This is a genomic window from Wolbachia endosymbiont (group A) of Epistrophe grossularia (genome assembly GCF_947251435.1).
GTDB lineage: Bacteria > Pseudomonadota > Alphaproteobacteria > Rickettsiales > Anaplasmataceae > Wolbachia > Wolbachia pipientis.
Map to the genome: position 1 here is coordinate 1107051 of NZ_OX366363.1, position 26868 is coordinate 1133918.

Genomic DNA, 26868 nt, shown 5'->3' on the forward strand with positions numbered 1-26868 from the left:
CTTAAGGTTACTTCTAAGTGGTCTATAACAACTACCCCGCGCGAGCTACTGCAAATGCTGCTTGAATATTTTGATCTACAAAATCAACTTTTGTACTAGGAAGATCACCTTGTTTTTTAATATGGCAAATTGTTTGAGAGCCATCTTTCCAGTGAATTATTATTTTATTATCAAAATTTCGTAATGTTGCCTCAACCTTTTTTTCTTTATTATCTTTTTCTTCCAGCTTAATAGATTCTAATAAATAATATAGAAAGTCACTTGGTTTGCCGTTGATTTTTTCTTTCCATTCATCTGTTTTTTCTTGTTCAGATTTTTTTTGCTCTAACTTTTCCTTCTTTTGCTGCAGCTTATTTTGTTCTGCTTCCAGCTCTAACTTTCTAACTGTGTCACGTAGTTCTTTGACTTTATTTTCTAATACTAATAATTTATTAGTATTATTTCCATTGTTATAGCATTTCTCATAATAGTCCGAACAGGTCATAGGAAGGCAGAATCAACAGCACGACGAAAGGATTCGAATAGAGGAATGTTTTTCCTGGCTCTGTTTTTTATAGCAAACCAATAATGCTCAATTTTGTTGAAATCTGGAGAATATGGAGGCAGATACAAAATTTCTGCACCAACTCCTTTAGCAAGCTCGATAATCTTATCAGACTTATGAAAAGTAGCATTGTCAAGAATGACAGTTTGTCCAGGTTCCAAGATTGGTGTCAAAAATTGCTCAAACCATCCATTAAAAACATCCATATTACAGTGGCCTTCAAAGGTTAATGGAGCAACTATCTTTCTTCTACTTAAGGCTGCAACCATACTGATTCGTTGAGTTTTCTTTCCAGATTTTAGGGCATAAAACCGCTGTCCTTTCTGGCAATACCCATAGGGGTAGTCTTCAGTGTTATCAATGCCAGACTCATCTATATACACTAAGTTTTTAGGTTCTTTTGTCGCTATAACCCTTGCAAATTGAGCTCGCTTTTCCTCATTTCTTTCTTTATACCCGTAGGTCTTTTTTTTCTTGTGAATCCTATATTTTTAAGTGCTCGATGAATCGTTTGTCTACTAATATTGCCCCAAAGCTTAGCCATCTCTGACTGAGTTTTACCACCTTGCTCATTTGCAAATTCGGTAAATGCATTCCAGTCGGTAATTTTATGGTTATAGCCCACGCTTCCAGGCTTTTTTGACTGAAAATCTCCCGTTTTCTCACGTCTTTTCTTCCACTCATATAAAGTTGTTTTTCCAATCTTAAATCTCTTGGCAACAGTTTCTCCACTCTCTCCTTCATCCAATGCTTCCATTACCTTTTTCCTTAAGTCATAACTATATGCTGCTGGCATGCTTACCATCACTACTATAAATCCATATCTTACCTTTTTTGGACTATTATGAGAAGTGCTATAGCTTCTAAATCAGGCGTACTTGGTTGAGCTTGCTTCTTTTTTATTTCTTCTAATTCATTCCTTACTACGTTTAATTGCTCCTTCAATTCCGTTTTTTCCTCTTCTGTATCCTCTTTTAACTTTTTTAGCATGCTAAGGAACTCGTTATTATTAGACTGCGTAGTTGATTGAAGCCAGCCTACAAAGCGGCTTGGTTCAAATCGTTCAATCTTATCTTCAGCAATTTTAATAGCATTCTCTAACCTAGAAAAAGTACCTTCAATATCTAGTGAATGTGCTTTTTTTGTCAATTCTTTAGTGTTGTTTAAAACTTCTGAAATTTCTGCATGTAGCCAATCTAAATCTTTTTTGATGTCTTCTCTGATTTTTTTTAGGTGATCAAGCGTTTCTTTAATGTTAATATTTGCAGGCTTTAAAAGACTATTATCAAGTAAATCGCAAGCTTTTTTAAGGTTACTGTCAAATGAGTTGCAAAGCGGACTAAGTAGTTTTTTCATTAGAGATATTAGTTCATTTTCCCTTTTACCAAGCTTATTTTCTACTACTGATACAACCATGCCCTTTCCAGACCAGTATGGAAATAGAAGACCTAAAGAACTGTGTTTTCTAATAGTATGATTTTCATGATCCACGCTATTACTTATTAGATTGCTAAGTGTTGATATGATGCATAAAAGAATAGCGACTAATAAAGCTATTAATATTATTGGAGCATTAATGGATTGTGATATTGCTGAAACTACTATAATAGTACCAAATACATATGATCCAGTAAACAAGAGAATCCTATTTCTATTTTCTGCTTCTATATCTTCTAGTATTTCTCTCTGCGTCTTAGAATTTGGTAAAACTATTGAAAGCTTTTTCCTCTTACGATCTAAATTTGTTACAATTTCAATTTTTTCGGCTTCTTGAACAATCTGGCTGTACTGTTCATCAACTTGATAGTTTCCTACTTTTTTATCTATCTCATTCTCTTTTATTTTTTGTGTATTTATAAAGTTTATAACAGCAGTAAATAAGAAAACTGCAAGAGGAATAAAGGCAAGAGGTGCTGGCGTGAACGCAAACCCAGCAATACTTACTGTAACAGGCTGAATAGAAAAGGCAGTAAATGCTATAAGAGTAGCAATGGTACTTGCTATCGATATAGTACCAGAATACTTTCTTATAGAGCTCAAAATTCTACTGGGCTGGTCAGAAAGTTTTCTAAATCCTAAAAAATCAAAATAGTCTTTGAAAGGATCTTGAGTGTCTGTAACCATAACATTTTTCTAGTTTAAACTTATTTAGGTATACATTAACCAAACCTTAAAATCAAGTTTCTTAATTTTTCAACATGTGCCAAGGCCTATTGGAGCGCACTGTATTAATCTTTACGTAACGATTTGTTAACCAAACAGAATGTGTGCCATACGTTTCTAGATCAGCATGTTTAATAATTTTAGCGTTGCAAGCTGAATAGTCGAATTCACTTAATTGAATTGTTAAATCAACTTTATCACAATTTTCTGAAATATCTTCTTTTTTATAAGCTAGCAGCACTAATTTATTATTTCCTTTATTATATATGCAGCCATAATCGTTACACTTTAGCCTTTTATCTGAGTTATTGTATTTTTTATGATTCAAAATTTGGTTCTGCACATTTTGCTTCGCCCATGTTTTGACAACAAAGTTCCTATTTTTCCTGGTGAGAGAATATAGTAAGTTATCACTTTCTTTTACAGCAACATTATCAGCATTTATTAGGATGTCGGGGGTTTTATATGCAGCGCTAAAGCAAATACCTAGTACAATAAAAAAAAATCCCAAAAAACGCCAATTTCTTTCCCACAAGCACAGCCACAATAACCCAAATGTTATTATAATAATTGATGAGGCAGGAAAAGTACGAATGGGAATAACCAAATACTGAAGACTAGCGATTGCATTTGTTATATACAAGATACTGTCAATTGGGCGCTCTATAAATGGCGCTATAATCCATTCAATACCTAAAGGAATCAATAAGACATAAATTATTCCAAGTGGAATAATAATTAATGTAACTATTGGTATAGCAACTAAATTTGTGATAATGCCACTAATTGAAAAATAATTAAAATTATATATCGTATACGGAACAGTTGCTAAACTTGCTATTACTGAGCTGATCATTATCGACACAAAATATTTCATTATTTTTATTTTGAATAATTTGTTGGCATTGATCTGATAACTGGCAACCAGTGCCAAAACAGCAGAAAATGACATCTGAAAGCCTGGCTTTAAAATTGCTTCAGGTTCTATGATAAGTATCACTGCAGCAGCAAACGCAATTGCTATTAACCCTCGATATTTTCTCTCTATCATTATTGCAACGAGTACTAAAATCACCATGATGTAGGCACGCTGAGCAGAAATTTGCATACCGGTAATCAACAAATAAAACGTGGTTGGCAAGATAGTAAGGAATGCAGATATTTTCTTGGTGTTATACTTAAGAGTCAAAGTTTCAGATATTGCGAATAAATTACGAAACACTACAAAAAACAGACCAGCAACGAATGATAAATGCAAACCAGATATGGCAAACAAATGTGCTATACCTGAATCTCGTATCGCGTCCATAGTTTTTTGATCTATGCCATCTTTTTTACCGATCAGTAATGCAGAGATTATATCCGCATGTGGTTTTTTGATATTTTGCTGCAGGTTTTCATAAATGTATTGACGGAAAGATTCTATATACTCTAGAAATTGCCTTGCTTCAGCCTTTTTGTGTAGGGCTATTTTGCTTGTCGCAAAACCTGTTGCACTTATTTTCTGGTAATATGCTATTCTTGCAAAATCGTATGCATACTCCGAAGGCGCAATCTTTAGAGGGAAGAGTTTTGCTGATAATTTTACTTGATCGCCTATTTTAATGCCTTTTTCCACTTTGGTTCTAACTGATATTCTGATGTTATCTAGAGCTCTATCCGGTGTCATTCCAGCGCGTGACGCTGGAATCCATATCTTTTTTTTCTGGGTAAGGTCAAGTACTGGGATGACAAAAGGGGGCACTGGGATGACAGAAGAGGGCGCTGAGATGACAAAAGGGGGCACTGGGATAACAGGAGAGGATTTTGAGATAGTAGGGGATTTTTCAACAGAAAGCAGAAATTGTTTATATGAGCCCCTGTCGTTAATATCCTTCACTGTGGCAACGATATCTTTTACATATCTCTCTTTATCAAGAATTTGAGTATCAACTAAAGCTGTTCTTAATTTACTAGCTGTAAATCCTATGAGCACTGCAATTAAAGCGATACACAATATCGCGTACCTTTTATACAATATTGCAATCAAAATTAGTGTGGGTAAAAGCAAAAGAAAAATAGATATGCAGCTTGGTTCAAAACTTAGGGAAAAATAGGTTAAAATTCCTGCACACTGAAAAACAGGAAGCCACAGTATCAAGTTATATTTTTCATTATGACGTATATAACTAACTATTATGTCGAGAAAAGTTACAACCATGGGGTGATTTTGTTCTTTTATTTTCTATTATTGTATATATAATAACTAAATAAACAACGACGCGGGATGGAGCAGCTCGGTAGCTCGTCAGGCTCATAACCTGAAGGTCGTAGGTTCAAATCCTACTCCCGCAACCATTTTTAAGGATATAGTTGTTCCACTTTCCAATCGCTTCCCTCAACAAGAGTGTATCTAAATCTAATATGCTTCCTATATTCACCTTCTTGCCAAAATTCAATTACTTTTGGGATTACACAAAATCCCACCCAAAAGTCAGGACGGGGAACTTGTGTGTTGTAAAATTCCTTCTCCCTCAGTTTGATAGCTTGCTCGAAGTCTTGCCAATTTTTCAAAACGCTCGATTGTTTTGAGCACCATGCGCTAATTTGACTACCCAGCGCTCGAGAAGAGAAGTATTTGTCAGTTCTTTCATCGTTTAGAAGTTTAACCTCTCCTTCAATTCGCACTTGCCTAGCAAATTCTATCCAATGAAACACTAACGCAGCTTTGGGGTTCTCAGTCAATTCTTTCCCTTTTTTACTGTTTACGTTAGTGAAAAACACAAAACCTTCTTTGCTATATTCCTTTAGTAATACCACTCTTGCAGATGGAATACAGTCTTTGCTACAAGTTGCTAGCGTCATTGCAGTTGGTTGTTCACACGGAGAATTAAGTACTGCTTTGTACCACTTTGAAAACAAATCAAATGGATCTTTTTCAAGTGAAAATATCATATCAAAAAATAAAATCTTAATTCTGGCACGCGTTGCAAAAATAAGTGCTACGGCCATTTTGTCGTATAAGTGTTATGATATTATTGCAAATCTTGCAAGGTTTTTGAACTTTACCATATACATAAAAGTTATTTTGAAAGTATCCAGCAGATCCAGATGGCTGTGCATAATCCTTCAGTGTTGAACCACCTGCAGCAATTGCGTCACTCAGAGTATTTTTTATTTCAGCAGCAAGTTTTTCGCACTCTCTATAGGTCAAGTCTTTTGCTGACCTGAGTGGTGATATGCGGGCTCTAAACAAACTTTCAGAAGCATATATATTCCCTACGCCAACTATTAATTTATTATCCATTAATGCTGATTTGATATTCACTTTTTTGTTTTTCAGCAACTCCTGTAAATAGTCTCCACTGAATTCATCCGTGAGGGGCTCTATTCCGAAACCGTCAAAAAAATTTATTTCTTGTTCTTTGCTTAAAGTAATAACTAATCCAAATCTTCTTGGATCATTAAAGATTATTGAAGTATTATCGGAAAATAAAAATACCACGTGATCGTGCTTATTCCGCACTTGATCGTGGTCAGCATATATAAGCTTTCCGCTCATGCCAAGATGTATGATGACAGCCATACTATCATCTGTATTCGAGATTATGTACTTACCTCTACGTTTAATATCATTTATGACTCTGCCCTTTAGCACATCATCAATATTTTTTGTTATTGGGGCACGTAAATTCCAATTATTAACTATGACATTACTAATTTGCTTGTTTTTAATTTTATCAAGCAAAAAATTAGAGATTACTTCCACTTCCGGTAATTCTGGCATCTTGTCTACTCTGTTGCTGCTTTTTTCTTTTTAAAATATTTTGCTTTAAAGCTTTCGCTAATCTTTTTCTCTCTTCTTCTTTTTCCTTATTTTTTTTTATGTTATTCATTATCATAATATGTGAACTTGCCGTTGTAGCTCAGGTGGTAGAGTACGTCATTGGTAATGACGAGGTCCCAAGTTCGAATCTTGGTAACGGCACACTGATTATACTTATAATATTGCATAACTTGTAAGCAAGGCTTAAAAGAAAGTTAAAGAGGTAAGTTGTCATGCTTTTTCCATATCCTTTCTACCTTCTTGTTTTTGAGTAGCTCTAATGCTTTATAAAAGTGATACCTTGTTTTACTTGGCACTATAATGTCATCAATGTATCCATGTGATGCAGCAAAAAATGGATTAGCGAACTTTTCTTTGTATTCTTTAATTAACGTTTGCTGATCTTTTTCGTGTCGAAATATAATCTCAACTGCACTTTCAGGGCCCATCACAGCTATTTCAGCAGTTGGCCAGGCATAATTTATATCACCTTTTAGATGTTTCGAATTCATAACAATGTATGCACCACCATACGCTTTTCTAGTGATAAGGCTAATTTTCGGCACGGTCGCTTCAGCGTAAGCGTAAAGCAGTTTCGCTCCGTGTTGTATTATATTATTGTATTCTTGATTTGTACCCGGCAAAAATCCTGGAACATCAATAAGTGTGATGATCGGAATGTTAAATGCGTCACAAAACCTTACAAACCTCGCAGCTTTTCTTGAAGAATCAATATCCAAACATCCTGCAAGGTGCATAGGTTGATTTGCAACAATACCAACAGTATTTCCTCCAATTCTACCAAAACCAGTTATGATATTACGAGCAAAATCAGGTTTCAGTTCAAAGAAATTCCTTTCATCACAAACTTTTTCAATGAGTTCATACATATCATAAGGAGTATTAGGATTGGTAGGAATTAGAGTGTTTAAGGATTCATCAATGTCGTCAACATCATTACAGATTGGTGCAGATTTTGGTGATTCTTGATTATTTGCTGGTAAGAAAGTAAAGAATTCACGCATTTTTAGCAGCATTTCAACATCATTATTGAATGCAAAATCCGCTACTCCTGTTTTGCTTGTATGAATTTTTGCTCCACCGAGGTCTTCGAAACTTACATCTTCGTAGGTAACCTTTTTTACTACATCTGGCCCGGTTATAAACATATATGAACTGTTTTTCACCATGAAAGTAAAGTCAGTTAATGCTGGGGAATAAACTGCACCTCCTGCACATGGGCCCATAATTAAAGAAATTTGTGGTATAACACCCGATGCATTTACGTTTCTTTGAAAAATTTCTCCATAACCAGCAAGAGAATTTACTCCTTCCTGAATTCTGGCTCCACCAGAATCATTTAGTCCGATAATTGGAACTCTGGCATTAATTGCCATATCCATAATTTTGCATATTTTTTTTGCATGTGACGCACCAAGTGAACCACCAAAGACAGTAAAATCCTGAGAATAAACAAAAACTTTTCTGCCATAAATAGTACCATGACCAATCACTACCCCATCACCTAAAAAATTAGCATTTTGCATGCCAAAATCATTTGCATGATGTTTTACGAATTTATCGTATTCTGCAAAAGAACTTTCATCGAGCAATATACTGAGCCTTTCTCTAGCAGTTAATTTCCCTTTTTCATGTTGTTTGGTAATCCTGTCAGAACCGCCTCCTTTTTCAGCTTCTAGTGCTTTGGTTTTTAGATTTTCTAGTATTTTAAAGTCTTGCATACAATAAAGTAGTTTTCAAATTAGTTGTAGACTTTATTAAGTTTACAAACCCTACTAACTATACACATACACTATTGCTATATGCAACAATGTATGTATGATAATTGTTAATGCTCTGGTGATTCATGGTCACTACTTTGAAAATGTTGCGATGTGTCAACACTTTTCATATTAGAAAGAGGTGGACTAACTGCACTGCTTTTCGTTTGTGCAAAACTTTTAGCAGCTTCAACAACCTTGCTTATACGAGGTTCTTTTTCTAGCTCTTTTAGGTACTTTGAGAAGATTTCACAACTTTTGTCATCCATATGTACCATTATTTTACCAAAACTTTCAGCTTTTTCAGAAGATAAAATCATTTCGATCTTTTCATCGCCTACCCTAAAGGTCATTTTTACTTTGCCTTGCATATCATGATATTGCCAGCTTTTTATTCAGATTAGATTATCTCCTTCTCCTATTCGCAATGCACCATATTCTAAGTCCTTAAATTCCGGGGAGTTCATAAATTTTGCAGGAGTGATCACACTTTTTTCTGGACACTGTACATAATAAAATTTATTATCTCTTTCTACTACAATTCCTTTTTTTTGTCATTTTCAATACTATCACTTACAATTTGTTTTAGACGTGACAAATATTCGCCGCGTTCTTTCAGTATATCTTCTGGCAATAATCTCCGAACTTCTTGGCTCACATCAGTGCCTGTTGAAACTAGATTAAACATTTCTAACATAAGAGGCCGTAGTTTTTCTTTTCCAGTCTCAGTAACATTTTTATCTTGCTCCATGAGGTGGTATAAGATCAGTATCGAATAATCTATTATTGATGACTTTTTTCTCCTTGGAATACATCAACACTAAACATGACCTTGTGCTTTTTTGCATCGTCTATAGATTTTTGAAGTCTCTTTGCTATGTTTTCGATAGCTTCATCATTAGGTAAGTGTTCAGGCAATGGCGTCAACTTAAGGAAAAATATCAGCGATAGTGTATAAAATTTCTCTCCAAATTTTTTATCATTAAATTATCCAAAGAGTGCAAGGGACAGCACTTTTGTTTCTGTTTTATTTCAACAAAGAAGTCTAAAATGTGTCCTTTTTAGGTGAAATATGCAAAAAGGAAAAAACCTTATTCTACAAATTAAAAATATAATATACTCGAAAACTTTTCAGAAAATCCATTGTGTTGAGTTTTACACGAACAAGAAAACTTCCTTTTTCGACAGTATTTTCTATGATTTTAAAGTTAGTTAAAAAAAGTTTGGGAATAGAATGTGAACTTATGGAGCCATTGACATGTACCCTCAAAGCAAGCTTTTTCTAAAGCAAGGTATAAGATTTGCCATACAGGCTTTCAAGAATTTAAGAGGTTGTCCACAAACCAGTAAATCAAGCATATTCCCTACTTAACATAACTTTACTCATAGCCAGATATATGAAACTTTCAGTAGATGTTGTAAGTAAATCGTACTCCTTTGATAGCCTTCTATTTCTATTGATCCAAGCAAAAGTCCTCTCTACCACCCACCTTCTCGGCTGTACTGAAAATCCAGGATCCCGTTGTGGCAATAGTTCTAGTGGTGTATCTTTATGCACCCAAAACCTACATGGAGGCCTTTTGACAATTTCAATATCTATCCCATATTCTCTCTTTACGTAATCCTTTAAATCTTTTCCTTGGTATCCCATATCAGCCCACATTTTCTTAATATTGCTGTATTTTTCCTTCATATTGTCCAATGCCATCTTCACCCCATCTCTGTCATTTTCGCTTGCAGCTCCTACATAGCAACCAAGCACAAATCCTTGAGTATCTGTGATTATATGTCTTTTTCTCCCCTTTACCTTTTTCGCACCATCATAACCTTTGACCCACCTTTTTCCGTGGTTTTTACCGATTGACTGTCCACTATGCATGCGCTCGGCTTCCCATTTTTGACCTACTATATTTAGTGATATCATAGTTCATTTTCTCAAAAATTCCCTGCTTTTTCCATCTTCTAAACTGTTCATGCACAGCCTTCCACGGCGGAAAATCGTGTGGTAAATAGCGCCATTGACATCCTGTGCGCAGTATATAAAGAATTGCATCTACTATCTCACACTTACTGTATTTTGGTGGCCTTCCTCCTTTCTTGTACGATACTCTGAAGTGTTTTTCTATTCTTGCCCATTCCCTTTTACTTAAATCTGTTGGATATTTTTTCCTCATCTCTTACCTCAATATTCTTTCTTTATATACTACGTATTCCTTGGTTTGTGGACAACCTCTCAAATCTTACTATTACCAACAAATATGAGGTTCGTGAGCAAGTCGCCATCCTTCTGCTAAATCAAAGAGACGTTTATATCCTTTCCAAAGAGTAATTGGTCCTGGTTTTGGGTCGCTTTTTCTTGCTAAATGACCTCCAAGTTCACGAAACGGCTTCTTTTATAGTAGGGGCTATATTTGGACATGGTTTCCTGTGTATTTTAACATATAAAACTTTCCATTCTTCCTCAGCTAATAAGGCAGTACATGGTAATGTTGGGTTAGTTCTTGCAATTGATGTAATAAAGAAAATTCTCCAAGCAATAATGCTCATGACTGTTAAATACCTCATTAATCTTTCTGCTGTTCCAAGTCTACATTCCTCAACTTTGAGACCGGATTTAAAATTTTATGTAATATCTCTATTTTCCATCTAAGGCAATTGTAAGTTAAAAACGTGATATAAAAGAGATAAGAGAGAAAGATAACCCTGCTCACTAGGAATAGCGGGCGTGCGCGACCGAAAGGAAATTGGTATTACAACCGTTGGTATCAAGGTACGCTAGCCCTATCTCTCGATACGTTTGAATAGTTGCTTGGGACATATATATGCACCCGTTTACAATCTTAAATTAACTAAAACTATCGAGGTTTATTATGGTTACATCTTATCAAAATTTTATTGGCATTGACATCGGAAAATTTAAAAATGTCGTTGCAATTCACAAACAGAAGAATGCTGTCGAATTTGATAATAATGCTTCTGGTTGGCAACAATTATTTCAAGAGTTTTCAGATATTCTACCTAATGCTTTAGTGACTTTAGAAAATACAGGGAAATATGAGCTTGGCTTATCACATTTTCTTACCGACAAAAATATTGCCGTGCATCGAGCTAATACTCGTAAAGTAAAAAGCTTTATTTTATCTCACGGAACTTTAGCAAAGTCTAGATGCAAGAGCTCTTGCTCAATATGGATTTGAACGCCATAGAACTATCTCTCTATTTGTACCTACCTCTACAGAACAATCAACTTTGGCTGCACTTTGTCAACGTCGTGATGATATTACGCAAATGAGAACTCAAGAAAAATGCAGACTTGAAGCACCGGAAAATGATCATATAAAAGAAAGCTGTCAAAAGACCATTGAGTTTTTCGATAGTCAAATAAACGAACTCAATGATACTATACAAAAGATTATTGATGAAAGCCGCGAATTACAACAACGCCAAAAAATTCTTAAAACAGTTCCTGGAATAGGTAAAAAGTTATCACAAGATTTTTTGTGTTTAATGCCAGAGCTTGGTTACTTAAATAGAAAAGAAGTAGCAAGTCTTGCCGGAGTTGCACCGCATCCAAAAGAAAGTGGTAAAGCTGTTGGTTACCGAAGGATTACAGGTGGTAGAAGTAACGTTCGTTCAAAGCTCTTTACAGCCGCTATGGCTACTACAAGGTCAAAATCTATACTTGGCGCCTTTTATTCTAATCTTGTTGAAAGTGGTAAGAAGAAGATGGTGGCTATAACAGCCCTAATGCGTAAAATTATAGTAATTGCTAATACAAGACTTAAAGAAGCAATTAATTTGCATACTTAAAAATCTTCACAACGGTAACTGAAATTGGCTAATGAATATGTGCGTCCACACAGACTTAAAGCACATATTCATTAGCTTAAGCAGAAATTGCTGTGGTAGCTGTTTGATATAAAATTCTATTTCTATGACAAACGGGTTTTTATTGCCCATATAATTTGCAAAATTACACAAATAAAAAAATTTTTAAAAAACATAGTTGATACTATAGTTGAAATAGCACAGTTACTCACCCCATAAATTTGGTGCTCTCTTTCAATCAAAGGTGTCTTGCTGCTTGAAATGTTTTCTTTGTAAAAATTTGGCTTATCTTTATATCATCTCATTCAAACAGCATTAACATAACTTATGCCTTTTTTAGATGTAGAAATTTTCTAGGAATTGTCTTTTTGAATTCTATGGTATTTTGTTTAACATTGAAACAAGAGGCCAGTGTCACGCACTGGCATGACACCCATTTGTTCCTATAGTTGTCTTTTCTCGTCTACCTTATTTTGCCACTCTGCTGAACAGATACATAAAGAAAGTGGAAAATTGGACATTCTCAACTCGGCTCCTGCAGATTAAAAATTAAGTTGAATAAAAATTGGATTTGACGCAGTTTTTTCCCATAGTTTAAGAAATTAAAAGTTTAACGATTAGAATTATAATTACAAACCACAATAAAAAATAGACTTTTCCATTTGATTTATTTTTAATTTGGATGTTTTCTAATTTTTTATCAGCTATTAGGTTTAATTTTTCTATAAGGCTAAATATCCCTTGGATTGTTTTTACAGGATAAGAACTTCTAATTTTTTCCCTATACCCTATTTTACTTTCATGTTGACTGCTTATCCACGCTTCAACTACTTTCCACATATTGATTTCTGGGTAGATCTTTCTACATGTCCCTTCCAGTAAAATCATAGTTTTCTGCAGCAATAACAATTGTGTTTGAACTTTCATATCAAAATCACCAGTTATTTTTAATAGCTGAGCAAGTAAACTAGCAAATGAAATCTTCTGTATAGGCTGCCCAATAATGGGTTCACCTATTGCCCTGCAAGCTGTGACAAAATTTCTATGCTGTGATGAAACGTAACCAGCTTTAAAGTGCATTTTTGCAACGTGATCATAATCCCGATTTAAAAAGCCTTTGAGTATCTCTATAACGTAATAGCATGTCTCACGATCTATTCTACCCATGATTCCACAATCCAGAGCAATAATATTGTTATTACTATCAACCATTAGATTTCCAGGATGCATATCAGCATGAAAAAAACAATCCCTGTATACCTGATTACAAAACGATTCTATAAGATTGATAGCTATTTGCTTATGATTATTCAGTTTTTCAACTTCGTATATTGGCGTTGCTTCTATCCATTCTAATGTTAAAACCTTTTTTGCAGTTCTATTCCAATCTATTTCAGGTACATAAAAACCTCTGTCATTTTTTGTGTTTTTCTTTAGTTCCGAAGAGTGAGCAGCTTCAAAACGTAGATCTAACTCTAATCGGCAAATTTCAGCAAAAGTTTTAACTAATTCAATTGGCCTCAGCCTTTTTGATTGTTCGCTAAATTTTTCTGCAATTTCTGCAAGCCAAGAAAGCATTTTTATATCTCTTGAGAATGTTTTCTCAATATTTGGCCTTAAAACCTTCACAGCAACTTCCTTACCCTCAGTTGTAACCGCTCTATGCACCTGAGAAATCGATGCTGCTGCAATTGGCTTTTCAGAAAAGCTTGAAAAAATGTCGCTCAATTTACAATTAAACTCACTTTCTATAGTTTTAACTGCTATTTTATGTGAAAATGATGGCAATCTATCACATATCAATAACAAGTTATTTGTTATATCTTCATTTAAAACATCAGTACGTGATGAGATAGACTGCCCAAACTTAATGAACACCGGACCTAATTTTTCAAGAGCACACTTTAGCTTGTGGCCTTGTATTTTATTTATTGATTTTTTTGATGGTGGAAGTAAATAAGGTAATATATTGTAACGCGTCAGCACCGTAGTTATGTGCAGAAGACGCAAAATATTTTGAATCATTTCGCTGCGTAACTGCTAAATATTTCATTTAGGGTTCTATTTTTCATAATCTCATCAGGCTTGCCTTGGCAATAGATAGTATTATTTATACAAATTATGTAATCTGAGGATGGTAGAGCAGAGTTAAGATCATGAGAAGTCATAAGAATCGATACCAATCGTTTTTTTGCTATTTTATTTATAATATCATAAAATTTAGCCCGCGCGTTAATATCCATTGCACTAACTGGTTCATCTAGAATGATCAAGTCAGGCTCTGCAATTAAACAACGTGCAAGTAGCAATAATTGTGTTTGCCCTGCAGAAATTTCTAACACTTGATTCTTCAAAATGTTACCGATACCAACCAACTCTATCGTTTCTGTAATAATGGATTGATTTTTCTTTAGTCTTTTCAAGGAGCTATTTAAAAGGAAATATTCAACTGTTATTGGCATCAAATTACTAATACTAAAATTTTGCGGCATATAGCCAATTTTTATGTTGTCAGCAAATACGATATGACCGGTACAGCTTTTATTTATGCCAGCAATTGCTTTCACTAAAGAGGTTTTACCTCCACCATTTGGACCAAGTATTGTAATTATGTCTCCTCTTTCCATGAACATATTGATATTGTCAAGGATTCTTTTACCATCATATGTGAGAGCAAGATTTTCTATTTTTAGAACACGATTATTGACATTATTCAATTTATTGACAAAATTTAACTTCTTCTCAACGTTTATATGAGACATTTACTGACTTTTTTTCTATTACTTTCATTTACACTATACTATAATATCGCCTTTTCATCCAATTTAAAAGTTGTAGCTACAATCAAACCTATCCACTCACTTGTAGCTTCTATTACAGAAGGGATTTTAGAACCGGAATTGCTTGGCTATGCAACATCTGCGCATAATTATATATTAAAGCCATCTGATGCGAGTAATTTAGAATCAAGTGACGTTATATTTTATGTTGACGATAACTTAGAGACGTTTGTTCAAACTTTCGCCAAAAATAATAAAGAACTAGTGCAATTGTCAAAGGCAATCAACCTACTTCCTACTCGGCCACATTCATTTTCTAGAAAAATTACTCACATTAAAGATGAAAAAGATTTACACATTTGGCTGAGTCCCGAAAATGCAAAGAGCATGATACTTTCTGTAAGTGCAACATTGTCTAACATAGATAAAGAAAATTCCCATCGATACAACTCTAATGCAACAAAAGCTATAAAAAAAATAGACCAAGAAGTAAAAGAAATCATGAAAGAACTGAATGATTTTAAAAATCAAAAATATATCGTCTCTCACGATGCTTATCAATATTTTGAAAAATATTTTGGTTTAAATCACCCAAGCGCCATTCTTTCCATAGAAGAGGATTCTTACATAGGTATGAGGAGTTTAATGAAGCTAAAAAAGATAATGAAGGAAGAAAACGTTAAATGTATATTTGCTCATTCACAGGAAGACAGCATAAAGCCTAATGCTCTTTCTAATGACGCAAAAATGGTAGTTCTTGATCCTATTGGATCAGACATAGAGCCTGGAAAAGATGCATATCTAGCTATAATCAATAACATTGCACAAAATTTTAAGTCTTGTTTTGTTGAGTAATAAGTTCCCTTTTAGCTTACTGTTTTATTGTTCTGCATTTATTTGTCCTTTACATATTATGCAGGTTTAGAATTATGCTTTATTCTTACGTTTATGTCTTGGCCCAATACAATCAATAAGTTAAGCAAGTATTCTAAGGAGAACCCTTCGATTTTTGACCTATTGATTTGAGATACTTTAGGTTGATCAATCTTTAGAGCGTTTGCTGCTTTTTTCTGTGTTGTGTACTTCTTACTTATTAATTGTGCAATGACCTTTATTAATTTCAGTTTTGTATCTTTCACATCCCCCAACTCTACTATTATAGGATAACTTAATTGTAAATTTTGCATAATAATAAAATCCCTTATAAAAAAATTACTTTAGTTTTTCTTCTTTAAATAACACATGCCTTCTGACTACTGGGTCATACTTCCTAAACTCCAGTTTTTTGGTAAGCTTTTTTGGATTACGCTTTTTTACATAAAAATAACCTGTTGATTTTTCTTCACCAGTTTTTGTTGTCTTGATTGCAGTGCTAACTAACTTAACGAGCAAAGAAGCATTTTTTTTCGCCATACTTATAATGATATAATAAATTCTATGCGAGTTTATTACGCAAAACACTAAAAGTCAACCGAATAATGCAGATCGTAAAATTCTTGACAATCAACAGTGCATTAAGTAGCATGAAGTTAACTTCAGAATGAAAAGCAAACGGTAAATAAGTGGTAAATAGTGGTAAAAGGTTATTATTGATAGAAAATTCCACCTGTTCTAATGAGGTAAGAGTTGCCTTGTCAGTTAATAATAAGGTTGTAGAATTTGAACAAGAATTCAAGGAAAAAAAACAATTAAGAGGTAATATATACGTTGCTTATATAAAGCGTATAGAGCCTTCTTTGCAAGCCGTATTTATCGAATATGGAAAAAATAAGCAAGGTTTTTTGTCTTTTTCCGAGATATCTCTAGATTACTTCAATATTCCAGAAAAAGAAAAGGAAACTATCTTTGAGAGCTACTCAAATGACGATTATACAGAAAAAGGGAACGATACCATAGCAAATGTCTCTTCAGATTCTGCAGCTAGTAAGAATGTCAACGAGTCAGGTAGTGGTTTTGTAAGAGAGGTACCTTTATATAAAAAATACAAATTACAAGATGTTATTTCAGTAAATCAAAAAGTATTGGTTCAGCTAACTAAAGAGGAACGAGGCAATAAAGGAGCTTCATTTACAACATACATAACTTTAGTGGGTAGATACTGTGTTTTCATGCCAAATTCCATGAGTAAAGGTGGAGTGTCTCGCAGAATTGAAGATGCTAATGTCAGAAAGCAGTTAAAGGAGATACTGAGTTCAATAAACTTGCCAAAAAGGTCAGGTTTAATAGTAAGAACTGTTGGTTCAGGAAAAAATAAGAAAGAAATTGAGCAGGATTACAATTACTTATCCTCATTATGGCAGAGCATTCAAAAAAATGCCTTCTCTGTAAACGTTCCATCATTAATTTACAATGAAGCAGATGTAATTATGAGATCTGTTCGTGATTTTTGTAGCGATGGTATAGAAGTTATAGTGTCTGGAAAGGAAGCTTTTGAGGCAGTTAGGCAATATGCTAACAATGCACTAAAAGGTAGTAAGTTGCGCTATAGATTGTATAGAGGTTATGCTCCGATCTTTACTTACTACGGAATCGAAGATCAAATTTCTGAGTTATATGGCAATAGAGTAGAATTGCCATCTGGTGGGTCTTTGATAATAACTTTAACTGAGGCGTTTGTTTCGATAGACGTGAATTCAGGAAAGATGACAGGAGAAGATAGCATAGAAGAAACAGCTTATAGAACCAACATGGAAGCAGTACCTGAAATATCAAGACAGGTGAATCTTAGGGGCCTATCAGGATTAATAGTAGTCGATTTTATTGATATGTTGAAATATCAGTATTGCAGAGCTGTTGAGTCTGCTATAAAGCAAGCGTTTAAAGATGATAAAGCTAAAGTTCAATTTAGCTACATAAATGACTTTGGTTTAATGGTATTTTCAAGACAAAGAATTAAACCAAACATACAAGAAATTAATACTACAGAGTGTTTACACTGCAAAGGTACTGGAAGAGTAAAATCAAACGAAGTAATTGTTTCATCAATACTAAGGGATTTACAATATATTGCTAACAAGAATCGAAATAAGTCTTTTGATTTAGTAGCACACAGTGCAGTTATAGCGCACATTTTTAATAACAAACGCAATACAGTTTCTACAATCGAAAAAGAGTTTAATATTACATTGAACGTTAGTATTGATAACAGTTTAGATATAAATACATTTGTTTTAAAACAAGGAGATGATGTTAATTTAAACGGTTATAAGCCATTACAGAACTCTGGATACCAAATTGGGGATAGCAGCAATGAAGAAGCCGATAATTCAAATAAACTACGAGGCAATTTTTGGCTGACTAAGTGGCTTTCGCGCCTTTTAAGTTCTAATAACTAATTAGAAACCTAAATTGGGCTTGTAATTAATGAGCCCTATACTTATATATTCTTATATCAGATAATATTTACAATGGGGTACTCATTATGGGAAGAGCAATAGGCATAGATCTCGGAACAACAAATTCTTGTGTTGCAATAATGCAGGGCAAGGATACAAAGGTAATAGAAAATAAAGAAGGGGCAAGAACTACTCCATCTATAGTTGCATTGACTTCTTCAGGAGAAAGGTTGATTGGTGCTCCAGCAAAAAGGCAAGCAACCACCAATGCAAGTAATACCTTTTTTGCTACTAAGAGATTAATAGGCCGTCAATATAGTGATCCTGAGATGAAAAATCTAAGTGTACCATACAAAGTATTTGCAGCAAAAAGTGGTGATGCATGGGTTAAAACAACTGATAATAAAGAATATTCTCCTAGTCAAATTGGTGCATTTATACTACAAAACATGAAAGAGGCAGCAGAAGCTTATCTTGGAGAGGAAGTAAAAGATGCTGTGATAACAGTGCCAGCATACTTCAACGACTCTCAACGTCAAGCAACAAAAGATGCAGGAAAAATTGCCGGATTAAATGTACTCAGAATAGTAAATGAACCGACTGCTGCAGCACTTGCTTATGGTCTTGATAAGAAACATGGGCACACAATAGTAGTATATGACCTTGGTGGTGGTACATTTGACGTTTCAATACTTGAAATAGGTGATGGAGTTTTCGAAGTGAAAGCAACAAACGGTGATACCCATCTTGGAGGTGAAGACTTTGATAATGGAGTAGTGAGTTATTTACTAGATGAATTCAAGAAAAGTAATGGCATTGATTTGAAAAATGATCCAATGGCTATGCAAAGAATCAAAGAAGCTGCTGAAAAAGCGAAAATTGAATTATCAAGTGCAATGGAAACGGAAATAAATCTACCGTTTATTACAGCTGATGCAAGTGGTCCAAAACACTTAAATATGAAATTAACGAGAGCAAAACTTGAAAGCTTAGTGAATGATTTAATCGAAAGAACTATGGCTCCTTGTAAAAAAGCTCTTGAGGATGCTGGTTTATCTGCTAGTCAAATTGGCGAAGTGGTTCTTGTTGGTGGCATGACTCGTATGCCAAAAGTCATAGAGAAAGTTAAAGAATTCTTTGGCAAAGATCCACATAGAGGAGTTAACCCTGATGAAGTTGTAGCAATTGGAGCTGCAATACAGGCGGGGATCATTCAAGGTGATGTAAGAGATGTGTTACTACTTGATGTGACCCCACTTTCTCTTGGTATTGAAACTCTAGGAGGAGTATTCACTCCACTTATTGAGCGTAATACTACAATTCCTACTAAAAAATCTCAGGTGTTTTCAACTGCAGAAGATAACCAAACAGCTGTTACAATTAAGGTGCATCAGGGTGAAAGAAAACTGGCAGTTGATAATAAGCTACTCGGTCAGTTTAGTTTGGAAGGGATACCTCCTGCTCCGCGCGGAAGGCCACAAATTGAAGTGACATTTGATATAGATGCAAATGGAATAGCACACGTTTCTGCAAAAGATAAAGCTACTGGAAAAGAGCAAAAAATACGCATTCAATCTTCAGGTGGTTTATCTGATGATGAAATAAATCGCATGGTAAAAGAAGCTGAAGAAAAAGCGCAAGAAGATGAAAAGCGCAAAAAGTTTATTGAAGTGAAGAATCAAGCGGATAGCTTAGTCCATTCTACAGAAAAGTCTCTGACAGAGTATGGTGATAAAGTTTCACCAGAAGATAGATCTGCTATTGAAAATGCAGTTAACGAATTAAAAGAAGTTAGTAAATCTGATAACATTGATGACGCTGATTCAATACAGCAGAAAGTCACTAATCTTTCTCAATTATCTATGAAACTTGGAGAAGCTATGTATCAAGCATCTCAACAAAATAGTGCTGAAAATGGCTTTTCATCAGAAGGAAATCCAAATGATAAAGAGGAAAAAGTAGTAGATTCTGATTATCAAGACATAGATAATAAAGAAGAGAATAAGTAATTGCGATTGTCATCCAAGTAGCTGATACTGGGATGACAAGAGGAGCATATTGTTGCTTAAAGAAACCATTATGGATATTATTAAAACAATAGAAGAAAAGATACGCGATTCGATAGATGTAATTGATATCAACATTATCGATGAATCAGCAAAGCATGCTGATCATTATTTTGCTTCATCTTCAACATTACCTTCGCACATTAAATTAATATTAATATCTGACGGCTTTATTGGAATGAGCGTTCTAAAAAGACACAAGTTGATTTATGAGTTATTGAAGGGTGAGATAGAGCTAATACATGCAATTTCTCTTCACTTATATACGCAAGATGAGTACAATTTAAAAAATAAATAATAAAAATGTGAAGGAAGAGTCTATATTAGTTAAAGCAGGAAGAAAATTTAATGACTATAAAGGTTCCATGAACCCGCCAGTTTATCATTCTTCTACCATATTATTCCCTACTTACAAGGACTACTTAAATGCAGCAAATGGAGAAAGTATATACGATGTAATCAACGATGGTGTTGCAAGGGATTATAGCTACAGTAATGTTGGTACTCCTACTGTTCATTATCTTTCAAATGCACTGGCTGAAATTGAAGGGAGTGGACAAGCGCTTATTTATCCTTCCGGACTATTTGCACTTACTTTTGCTATTCTAACTTTCGCTAAAGCAGGCTCGCACGTTTTAATTCAAGATAATAGTTATTATAGGCTTAGGAGGTTTGCAGAAAATGAGCTACCAAAAAGAGGAACAGAAGTAACTTTTTATGATCCAACACAGGATATAACTGATTTAATTCAGAGTAATACTTCATTGATAATGATCGAGACTCCTGGTTCTGTAACGTTTGAGATTTCGAATATAGAGCATATAGTAAAAGTTGCTAAAGAACGTGGAATTGTAACCGTTTGTGACAATTCATGGGCCACTCCTTTGTTATTTAAGCCGCTTGATTATGGAGTTGATGTTGCACTATATGCGGTGACAAAGTATCTAGCCGGTCACTCAGATTTAGTGATGGGAGCTATGGTTGCTGAAGGTGAAACTTTTAAATTGCTTTATGAGAGCTATAAAAATTATGGAGTAACCATTCAATCGCACGACTGCTACCTTGCACATAGGGGACTAAGAACACTGCATGCACGTATGGCAAGGCACCAAAATACAGCAATGGAAGTGGCAAAGTGGCTAGAAAAACATTCAAAAATCAAAAAAGTTTTGTATCCAGCACTTCCCTCCCATCCTCAACACGAATTATGGAAAAGTTACTTCAAAGGAGCAAGTAGCGTATTTAGTATAATACTGGATAGAGAATATTCATGTGAAGAACTAAGCTGCATGGTTGATCATATGAAAATTTTTAGTATTGGTGCTTCTTGGGGAGGGTGTGACAGTTTGATATTACCAATAGATCGTAGATCTATGTCAAGATCTGTAATGAATTCAGATTATGGTGGAAGTTTCATGCGGATATTTTGTGGACTAGAAGATTCTGAGGATTTGATCTCTGATTTAAATGCTGCACTAGCAAGACTGCCATGTTTGAATATCAAAGCTGGCAGATGAAACTGAGAGAATTACTGCATAACATTATTGATGTTAACTTTGATATTGAAATCAAGGGCGTTACATGTAATCCCAAGAGAGTCAAGGAAGGTTATCTTTTTGTTTGTGTGTCAGAAAGGAGTAAAGAATACGCAACATGCGATACTGGAATCCATATCCTTCCTACTGAATCACAGTGTTACGTACACAACTGTGTAGACGTTGTGATACAAGGGGCCAAGAAAGATGTCATCCCAGTGCTTGACTACTTGGATCCAGAAAATTTAATTGTAAATGAACACACTAAGCAATTGTATAATAAAAACTGGATTCCAGTGTCAGCTACTTGCATGACAAATACTCCGGGTTTTGCAGTGCTTGAACACCTAAACCCTCAAGAAATATACAGCGAAATAGTCAGCAGGTTTTATCAATTCAAACAGCCCAAATATGTTGCTGCTGTAACTGGTACAAATGGTAAAACTTCAGTAGTAGAATTTTGCCGCCAGATCTGGCAAAACTCTGGCTATAATGCTGCGTCTATTGGAACACTTGGAACATGCATCAATAATGGCAGAAAAGGTAATAGCAACAGCCTTACCACTCCAGGTGCAGAAGACCTTTACGCAACATTGCGTGGTATAAGTGTAGAACACTTAGTGTTGGAATCATCAAGTCATGGGATTGATCAATACAGAATCCATGGATTAAAGTTGAGTGCTGCAGCTTTTACTAATTTCTCGCAAGATCATTTAGATTACCATAAAAGTCTTGGTGGATATTTAGAAACTAAAAAAAGGTTATTTTACGAAGTATTACCAGAAGGAAAAACAGCGATTTTAAATGCGGATATAGATGAATACGGCGCATTGCTTAAAATAGCTGAAAAACGCAGTAATAAAGTTGTGACTTATGGAAAAAAAGGCTCTGATATTACTTTATTAGAGCAAACACCAACCCCTAATGGTCAACATCTTACAGTAAAAATTGATAACCAAATTTACAATACATTTTTCCCAGTTTTAGGAAAATTTCAAGCATATAATCTGCTATGTGCAATCGGTATATCTGGATTAAATTACAGAGAAATATGCGTAGAAAAACTCATTTCTCCACCAGGAAGAATGGAAAAAGTGAAACCTTTTGCATTCGTGGATTACGCTCATACTCCAAGTGCGCTTAAACAAGCCCTATTGTCTTTAAAATGGCATATCAACAAAAAAATAATTCTAGTTTTTGGATGCGGTGGAAATCGCGATCAGACGAAACGTTCAGAAATGGGCAAAATAGCACAAATGTATGCAGATAAAGTAATAATTACAGATGATAATCCGCGTGATGAAGATCCGGCAAAAATTCGCCACGATATTTTGCTACATTGCCCTGATGCACTGGAGATAGGAGGTAGGAGAGAAGCTATAGAGAAAGGCGTAGATATTGCCTATAACGAGGGTATGATTCTGCTAGTTGCAGGAAAGGGAAATGAGAAATTTCAAATTATAGGCAACCAAACTTTTGAATTTAGCGATGTTGAGGTTATTAAAAATAAAGTTGCATCTTGACCTATATATTCTGGCCAACTTTCTGCACAAAACTCTCTGTTTCTTCCATTTTAGTGTTAGGTTTTGACATTACGTACGCAATGCAAACAGATACTAATGCAATGGATACAGATATACCAATAGTTATAGCTCTTCTCATAATAATCCAAATAAGGTAAGATATGGATTTATGGTAGTGGGGTTTGTATGCCAGCAGCGTATAGTTATGACTTAAGGAAAAAAGCAATGGAAGCATTGGATGAGGGAGAAAGTAGAGCAACTGTTGCCAAGAGATTTAAAATTGGAAAAACGACTTTATATGAGTGGCAGAAAAGGCGTGAGGAAACAGGAGATTTTCAGTCAAAAAAGCCTGGAAGCGTAGGATATAACCATAAAATTACCGACTGGAATGTCTTCACCGAATTTGCAAAAAACCATGGCGGCAAAACTCAGTCAGAGATGGCTAAACTCTGGGGCAATATCAGTCGACAAACGATTCACCGCGCACTTAAAAATATTGGCTTTACAAGAAAAAAAGACCTACGGATATAAAGAAAGAAATGAAGAAAAGCGAGCTCAATTTGCAAAGGTTATAGCAACAAAATATCCTGAAAATCTTGTATATATTGACGAATCTGGGATAGACAATACAGAAGACTACCCATACGGATATTGCAGAAAAGGAGAGAGGTTTCATTCACTAAAATCAGGTAAAAAAACTCAGCGTGTCAGTATGATTGCAGCTCTAAATAAAAAGAAAATCATTGCTCCATTGACCTTTGAGGGATACTGCAACAAGGATGTTTTTGAGGCTTGGTTTGAGCAGTTTTTGACTCCAATTTTAAGGTCTGGCCAAACTGTAATTCTTGATAACGCTGCTTTCCATAAATCTAAAAAAATCGATGATCTTGCTAAAGGAGTAGGTGCTGAAATTCTTTATCTTCCTCCATATTCTCCAGACTTTAACGAAATTGAGCATCATTGGTTTGCTATAAAGAACAGAGCTAGAAAAAATATCCCTATTTTTCAGTCTTTCCGTCAAGCTGTTGATTCTGCTTTTTTATGATTTGTTCTGACTATTATGAGAAGAGCTATAACCATCAAAAAAGCTTTGATTTACATAAAGTACAAGCAACTGATGAATTAGAAACCGTAAAATTTCTCAAAACGCTAAGCAAGAAAGAAAGAGAAAAACTTGGTTTTTCTCCTAAACAGCAAAATAACCAAAAGGTTGAGACTAGCAAAAAAACTTATAATCCACTTGATTGGAATCCAATCTATCAAGGTAAAAAGCTCTTTAGCTTAGGCAATATGTCGAGTAATTCGTCTTCATGTAGTGAAAAAAGCAATATTTCAGATGTAAGCGATAAGTCTAATAATTCAAACATTGTTAGATGTAATATTACTAGGAGTAACAGTAAGGAAGACCTTCGTAAACCTGATGCTTCACATAATGACAAATCTGCAGGTAAAAAATTATCTAATGTCAATGTAAGCGAATTAATCAGAAAGTTTGAACAAGGTAATGACATAGTAAAAGGGCGTTAATCAAATGTTACCCTATCTTTGTATATGTAAAGGTAGGGTATCTTTTCAAAATAGTATATCCTTTATAGCTTTGTTAATTTTTGACTCCCTCTCTGCAAAAGCAGTTTCTAGAGAGGTTTTAAGTTTTTCCCATTCTTCTTGACCATTTAGAACTAAAGATTTATATTCATTTTCAATTTTTTCCAATGCTCTTTGATATGAAAAACCTAATTCCTCATATATATCAATATTTATCGATTGCAGTATTACCAAAAATGAAAACAAATTCGGATCAGGTAATTCTTCTCTTGTGTGATTCAGAAGACACAGCTTTATTTTTTTTACGCAGTATTCTATTGTTTTTAACGATAGTGACAGGCTTTCTGCATAAAATATAAAACTATCTACAATCAAATTTTTTGACTTTTTCGGTAATTTAATATTTTCAAATAGTTCTTTTGTAAATTTTTCTATCGGTTGTTTTGGCAAATGTAAAGAGAGATCAGTAAAAGATTTTAGGTCAAAATTTGGTCCAAGTATTGTGCTGATTGCTCTTTGTACATTACTCTTATCTTTACTTACAGAAATAATGAAAACCAGCCCCTCCACATCAAGCATATACTTTATAGATTCCAAAAAATCGACAACGAATTTAGGACGGCACACATCAAGATTATCCACCATTATATAAATGTTTTTGTCTTTTCTGATTTTATTAACCACATCCGCTAACTGTGTTTTAAAATCTCTAGTACTCTCTTTTCTTCTTTGGAGAAGACTTAATTCACTCAAGACAAAACCTATGTCTTTTTTATCAGCCTCTTTTGCAGCATCAAGAAATACTGAAAGCATAGCAAGTGGAGATTTACTGATCAGCTTTCCTAGTGTGTTTAGAGAAAATAGCTCTTGGTTTATGTTCTTGAACTGTTGTATAACACTTCTTTTTACTTTATACGATACAAATAAATCTTCAAATAGGAAATTTAAAAAAGAAGGCAGTGGTTGGTCCAATGCATTGATATCCCATGCACTATAATAAGCTGCAATTTCATTTTGCTGTTTTAACTCTTTTACCCATTCTTTCAAAAAAAACGTCTTGCCCCATCCATCATATCCTTCCAAAGATATTATTGTAAAAGACTGATCAATTGTTTTAATTATAGTGTTGAATTTACCTGAAAATTGCTTATAGTTTAGGTGGTCATTTTCCCAAGCCACCACTTTAAGTGGTGGCACTATTTTTTTCTTTTTGAATGTTATTAGCGATATAAGTTTTTTTAAGCACATGTCTTATTTTATATTTAACTCATATTCTTGTCTTGAAGTAAGTGCTATCCTCAGCGTTCCTTCATCAAGATAGTCAATTTCTCCGCCCATTGGTATGCCGCAAGCAAGGCGTGATATTTTCACATCCAAATTTTTTAGCAATTCAATTATATATTGTGCAGTAACTTGGCCCTCTAATGTCGGATTAATTGCGATAATTATCTCTTCAATTTTAGACTCTGTCACTCTTTTCAGAATAGTATCAAGGTTGAGTTCTTTTGGACCTATGCCATTTATTGCAGACAATCTGCCACCCAAAACATGGTATAAACCTGAATATATATTTCCTTTTTCAAACGCCCATAGATCACCTAATTCTTCTACTACACACAGTAACTTAGTGTCACGTTTTGGGTTAGTACAAATAGAACAAGGTGACTTAGTATCTAGATTTCCGCAAACTTCACACTCTATTATAAGATCTGCTAGCTCTTTAATCAAAGATGCAAGTGGTAGCATAACTTTTTCTTTGTTTTGGAGTAAATGTATAACTAACCTGCGTGATGATGATGGCCCTAAACTTGGCAATTTAGAGAAAGCATGAACTAGATTTTTTATGTTAACGTTCATTCAATAAATTCAGAATAGGCAGTCAAATGGTAACATCAAACCCTTTGTAAAGAAAGTGGTAAGTTTCTCTTGATCCCACTTTGATCAGCTATAGAAAAAATTTTTT

Annotated in this window: 25 protein-coding genes, 2 tRNA genes and 5 pseudogenes; 12 read left to right on the forward strand and 20 right to left on the reverse strand. The window is 34.5% G+C overall.

The genetic code is table 11. The annotated features are described in order from the left end of the window. Window positions 1–31: 31 nt before the first annotated feature. The 4 genes from OPR28_RS05455 to OPR28_RS05470 form a co-directional block, all read right to left on the reverse strand. Window positions 32–484, reverse strand: a complete 453-nt coding sequence (locus OPR28_RS05455; RefSeq protein WP_265023656.1) for a hypothetical protein — start codon at window positions 482–484, stop codon at window positions 32–34. Beyond that, window positions 481–1340 (reverse strand): IS630 family transposase gene (locus tag OPR28_RS05460; RefSeq protein ID WP_265023390.1). Its coding sequence is split into 2 segments (ribosomal slippage): window positions 481–1019 and window positions 1019–1340, totalling 861 coding nucleotides; the frame shifts between segments, so codons are not numbered across the junction. Before OPR28_RS05460 ends, OPR28_RS05455 begins: the two co-directional genes overlap by 4 nt. Before the next feature lie 29 nt (window positions 1341–1369). After that, entirely contained in the window at window positions 1370–2668 is a 1299-nt protein-coding gene (locus OPR28_RS05465) for an MraY family glycosyltransferase (RefSeq protein ID WP_265023657.1), read from the reverse strand. A 61-nt stretch (window positions 2669–2729) separates the two neighbouring features. Further along, on the reverse strand, window positions 2730–4907 hold the full coding sequence (locus tag OPR28_RS05470) for a ComEC/Rec2 family competence protein (protein WP_265023658.1): 2178 nt from the start codon (window positions 4905–4907) through the stop codon (window positions 2730–2732). A gap of 60 nt (window positions 4908–4967) precedes the next feature. Here OPR28_RS05470 and OPR28_RS05475 point away from each other — a divergent pair. After that, window positions 4968–5044: transfer RNA gene (locus tag OPR28_RS05475), tRNA-Met, on the forward strand. A 3-nt stretch (window positions 5045–5047) separates the two neighbouring features. Here the strand turns inward: OPR28_RS05475 and pdxH are convergent. The 3 genes from pdxH to OPR28_RS05490 are packed head-to-tail and all read right to left on the reverse strand — an operon-like array spanning window position 5048 to window position 6582. Beyond that, window positions 5048–5641 carry a pyridoxamine 5'-phosphate oxidase gene (pdxH, locus tag OPR28_RS05480; protein ID WP_265023659.1) on the reverse strand — a complete coding sequence of 198 codons (594 nt, stop codon included), beginning with the start codon at window positions 5639–5641 and terminating at the stop codon, window positions 5048–5050. A gap of 16 nt (window positions 5642–5657) precedes the next feature. Continuing rightward, a complete protein-coding gene (gene mutM / locus OPR28_RS05485) occupies window positions 5658–6473 on the reverse strand; it encodes a bifunctional DNA-formamidopyrimidine glycosylase/DNA-(apurinic or apyrimidinic site) lyase (RefSeq protein WP_265023660.1) in 816 nt (271 codons plus the stop codon). Next, a complete protein-coding gene (locus OPR28_RS05490) occupies window positions 6439–6582 on the reverse strand; it encodes a hypothetical protein (protein ID WP_182321034.1) in 144 nt (47 codons plus the stop codon). Before OPR28_RS05490 ends, mutM begins: the two co-directional genes overlap by 35 nt. Window positions 6583–6601: 19 nt before the next feature. Between OPR28_RS05490 and OPR28_RS05495 the strand changes: the two genes are divergently transcribed. Next, window positions 6602–6674 (forward strand) — tRNA-Thr (locus OPR28_RS05495). 53 nt (window positions 6675–6727) lie between these two features. Here the strand turns inward: OPR28_RS05495 and OPR28_RS05500 are convergent. The 4 genes from OPR28_RS05500 to OPR28_RS05515 all read right to left on the reverse strand — a co-directional run bounded on the left by OPR28_RS05500 (window position 6728) and on the right by OPR28_RS05515 (window position 9211). After that, window positions 6728–8254: an acyl-CoA carboxylase subunit beta gene (locus OPR28_RS05500; RefSeq protein WP_265023661.1), complete on the reverse strand. Its 1527-nt coding sequence runs from the start codon at window positions 8252–8254 to the stop codon at window positions 6728–6730. Window positions 8255–8361: 107 nt separating this feature from the next. Then, a complete protein-coding gene (locus OPR28_RS05505) occupies window positions 8362–8664 on the reverse strand; it encodes a hypothetical protein (RefSeq protein ID WP_231115838.1) in 303 nt (100 codons plus the stop codon). A 164-nt stretch (window positions 8665–8828) separates the two neighbouring features. Further along, window positions 8829–9044 (reverse strand): hypothetical protein, encoded by a 216-nt coding sequence (locus OPR28_RS05510; protein WP_233641024.1) that lies wholly within the window; start codon window positions 9042–9044, stop codon window positions 8829–8831. A gap of 32 nt (window positions 9045–9076) precedes the next feature. Next, a complete protein-coding gene (locus OPR28_RS05515) occupies window positions 9077–9211 on the reverse strand; it encodes a hypothetical protein (protein ID WP_255324782.1) in 135 nt (44 codons plus the stop codon). A gap of 154 nt (window positions 9212–9365) precedes the next feature. On the opposite strand from OPR28_RS05515, the pseudogene OPR28_RS05520 reads away from it, so the two are divergent. Next, window positions 9366–9631 (forward strand): annotated as a pseudogene (locus tag OPR28_RS05520) (IS4-like element ISWosp8 family transposase); the annotation flags it as partial. Window positions 9632–9644: 13 nt separating this feature from the next. Here OPR28_RS05520 and OPR28_RS05525 read toward each other — a convergent pair. Then, a pseudogene (locus tag OPR28_RS05525) lies at window positions 9645–10467 on the reverse strand (IS5 family transposase). 72 nt (window positions 10468–10539) lie between these two features. Next, window positions 10540–10947, reverse strand: a pseudogene (locus OPR28_RS05530) (IS4 family transposase); the annotation flags it as partial. Window positions 10948–11163: 216 nt separating this feature from the next. On the opposite strand from OPR28_RS05530, the pseudogene OPR28_RS05535 reads away from it, so the two are divergent. After that, a pseudogene (locus OPR28_RS05535) lies at window positions 11164–12103 on the forward strand (IS110 family RNA-guided transposase). A gap of 612 nt (window positions 12104–12715) precedes the next feature. Here the strand turns inward: OPR28_RS05535 and ubiB are convergent. After that, window positions 12716–14146, reverse strand: a complete 1431-nt coding sequence (gene ubiB / locus OPR28_RS05540; RefSeq protein ID WP_236514429.1) for a 2-polyprenylphenol 6-hydroxylase — start codon at window positions 14144–14146, stop codon at window positions 12716–12718. Next, entirely contained in the window at window positions 14143–14883 is a 741-nt protein-coding gene (locus OPR28_RS05545; protein ID WP_265023662.1) for a metal ABC transporter ATP-binding protein, read from the reverse strand. The genes ubiB and OPR28_RS05545 overlap by 4 nt, the downstream gene beginning before the upstream one ends. On the opposite strand from OPR28_RS05545, the gene OPR28_RS05550 reads away from it, so the two are divergent. Beyond that, window positions 14875–15756: a zinc ABC transporter substrate-binding protein gene (locus OPR28_RS05550; protein WP_265023663.1), complete on the forward strand. Its 882-nt coding sequence runs from the start codon at window positions 14875–14877 to the stop codon at window positions 15754–15756. The genes OPR28_RS05545 and OPR28_RS05550 overlap by 9 nt on opposite strands. A gap of 56 nt (window positions 15757–15812) precedes the next feature. On the opposite strand, the gene OPR28_RS05555 is transcribed toward OPR28_RS05550, so the two are convergent. Next, window positions 15813–16088, reverse strand: a complete 276-nt coding sequence (locus OPR28_RS05555; RefSeq protein WP_010082632.1) for a helix-turn-helix domain-containing protein — start codon at window positions 16086–16088, stop codon at window positions 15813–15815. A gap of 25 nt (window positions 16089–16113) precedes the next feature. Beyond that, window positions 16114–16314 carry a 50S ribosomal protein L33 gene (rpmG, locus tag OPR28_RS05560; protein ID WP_015589280.1) on the reverse strand — a complete coding sequence of 67 codons (201 nt, stop codon included), beginning with the start codon at window positions 16312–16314 and terminating at the stop codon, window positions 16114–16116. 149 nt (window positions 16315–16463) lie between these two features. Here rpmG and OPR28_RS05565 point away from each other — a divergent pair, with 149 nt between their 5' ends. The 5 genes and pseudogenes from OPR28_RS05565 (at window position 16464) to murE (ending at window position 23360) form a co-directional block, all read left to right on the forward strand. Continuing rightward, window positions 16464–18236 carry an Rne/Rng family ribonuclease gene (locus OPR28_RS05565; protein ID WP_265023664.1) on the forward strand — a complete coding sequence of 591 codons (1773 nt, stop codon included), beginning with the start codon at window positions 16464–16466 and terminating at the stop codon, window positions 18234–18236. 86 nt (window positions 18237–18322) lie between these two features. Beyond that, entirely contained in the window at window positions 18323–20245 is a 1923-nt protein-coding gene (gene dnaK, locus OPR28_RS05570; protein ID WP_012673300.1) for a molecular chaperone DnaK, read from the forward strand. Window positions 20246–20315: 70 nt separating this feature from the next. Beyond that, window positions 20316–20600 carry a BolA family protein gene (locus OPR28_RS05575; protein ID WP_077188332.1) on the forward strand — a complete coding sequence of 95 codons (285 nt, stop codon included), beginning with the start codon at window positions 20316–20318 and terminating at the stop codon, window positions 20598–20600. A 7-nt stretch (window positions 20601–20607) separates the two neighbouring features. After that, a pseudogene (gene metC, locus OPR28_RS05580) lies at window positions 20608–21841 on the forward strand (cystathionine beta-lyase). Continuing rightward, the gene (gene murE / locus OPR28_RS05585) at window positions 21816–23360 is read left to right on the forward strand and encodes a UDP-N-acetylmuramoyl-L-alanyl-D-glutamate--2,6-diaminopimelate ligase (protein WP_265023770.1); all 1545 of its coding nucleotides are present in this window, start codon (window positions 21816–21818) and stop codon (window positions 23358–23360) included. Before metC ends, murE begins: the two are co-directional and overlap by 26 nt. Before the next feature lies 1 nt (window position 23361). Here the strand turns inward: murE and OPR28_RS05590 are convergent, their stop codons facing one another. Continuing rightward, window positions 23362–23499 (reverse strand): protein-tyrosine phosphatase family protein, encoded by a 138-nt coding sequence (locus OPR28_RS05590; RefSeq protein WP_265023665.1) that lies wholly within the window; start codon window positions 23497–23499, stop codon window positions 23362–23364. 47 nt (window positions 23500–23546) lie between these two features. Between OPR28_RS05590 and OPR28_RS05595 the strand changes: the two genes are divergently transcribed. Together OPR28_RS05595 and OPR28_RS05600 are read left to right on the forward strand one after the other, a co-directional pair. After that, window positions 23547–24405, forward strand: a protein-coding gene (locus OPR28_RS05595; protein ID WP_265023237.1) for an IS630 family transposase whose coding sequence is annotated in 2 segments (ribosomal slippage) — window positions 23547–23872 and window positions 23871–24405 — 861 coding nt in all. Because the reading frame shifts where the segments join, the coding sequence is not laid out codon by codon here. Further along, entirely contained in the window at window positions 24402–24887 is a 486-nt protein-coding gene (locus OPR28_RS05600; protein ID WP_265023666.1) for a hypothetical protein, read from the forward strand. Before OPR28_RS05595 ends, OPR28_RS05600 begins: the two co-directional genes overlap by 4 nt. Before the next feature lie 45 nt (window positions 24888–24932). Here OPR28_RS05600 and OPR28_RS05605 read toward each other — a convergent pair whose 3' ends face one another. Further along, window positions 24933–26153 carry a KAP family P-loop NTPase fold protein gene (locus tag OPR28_RS05605; protein ID WP_253303549.1) on the reverse strand — a complete coding sequence of 407 codons (1221 nt, stop codon included), beginning with the start codon at window positions 26151–26153 and terminating at the stop codon, window positions 24933–24935. Between the two features lie 3 nt (window positions 26154–26156). Beyond that, window positions 26157–26762, reverse strand: a complete 606-nt coding sequence (gene recR, locus OPR28_RS05610) for a recombination mediator RecR (RefSeq protein WP_010963080.1) — start codon at window positions 26760–26762, stop codon at window positions 26157–26159. Between the last annotated feature and the right edge of the window lie 106 nt (window positions 26763–26868).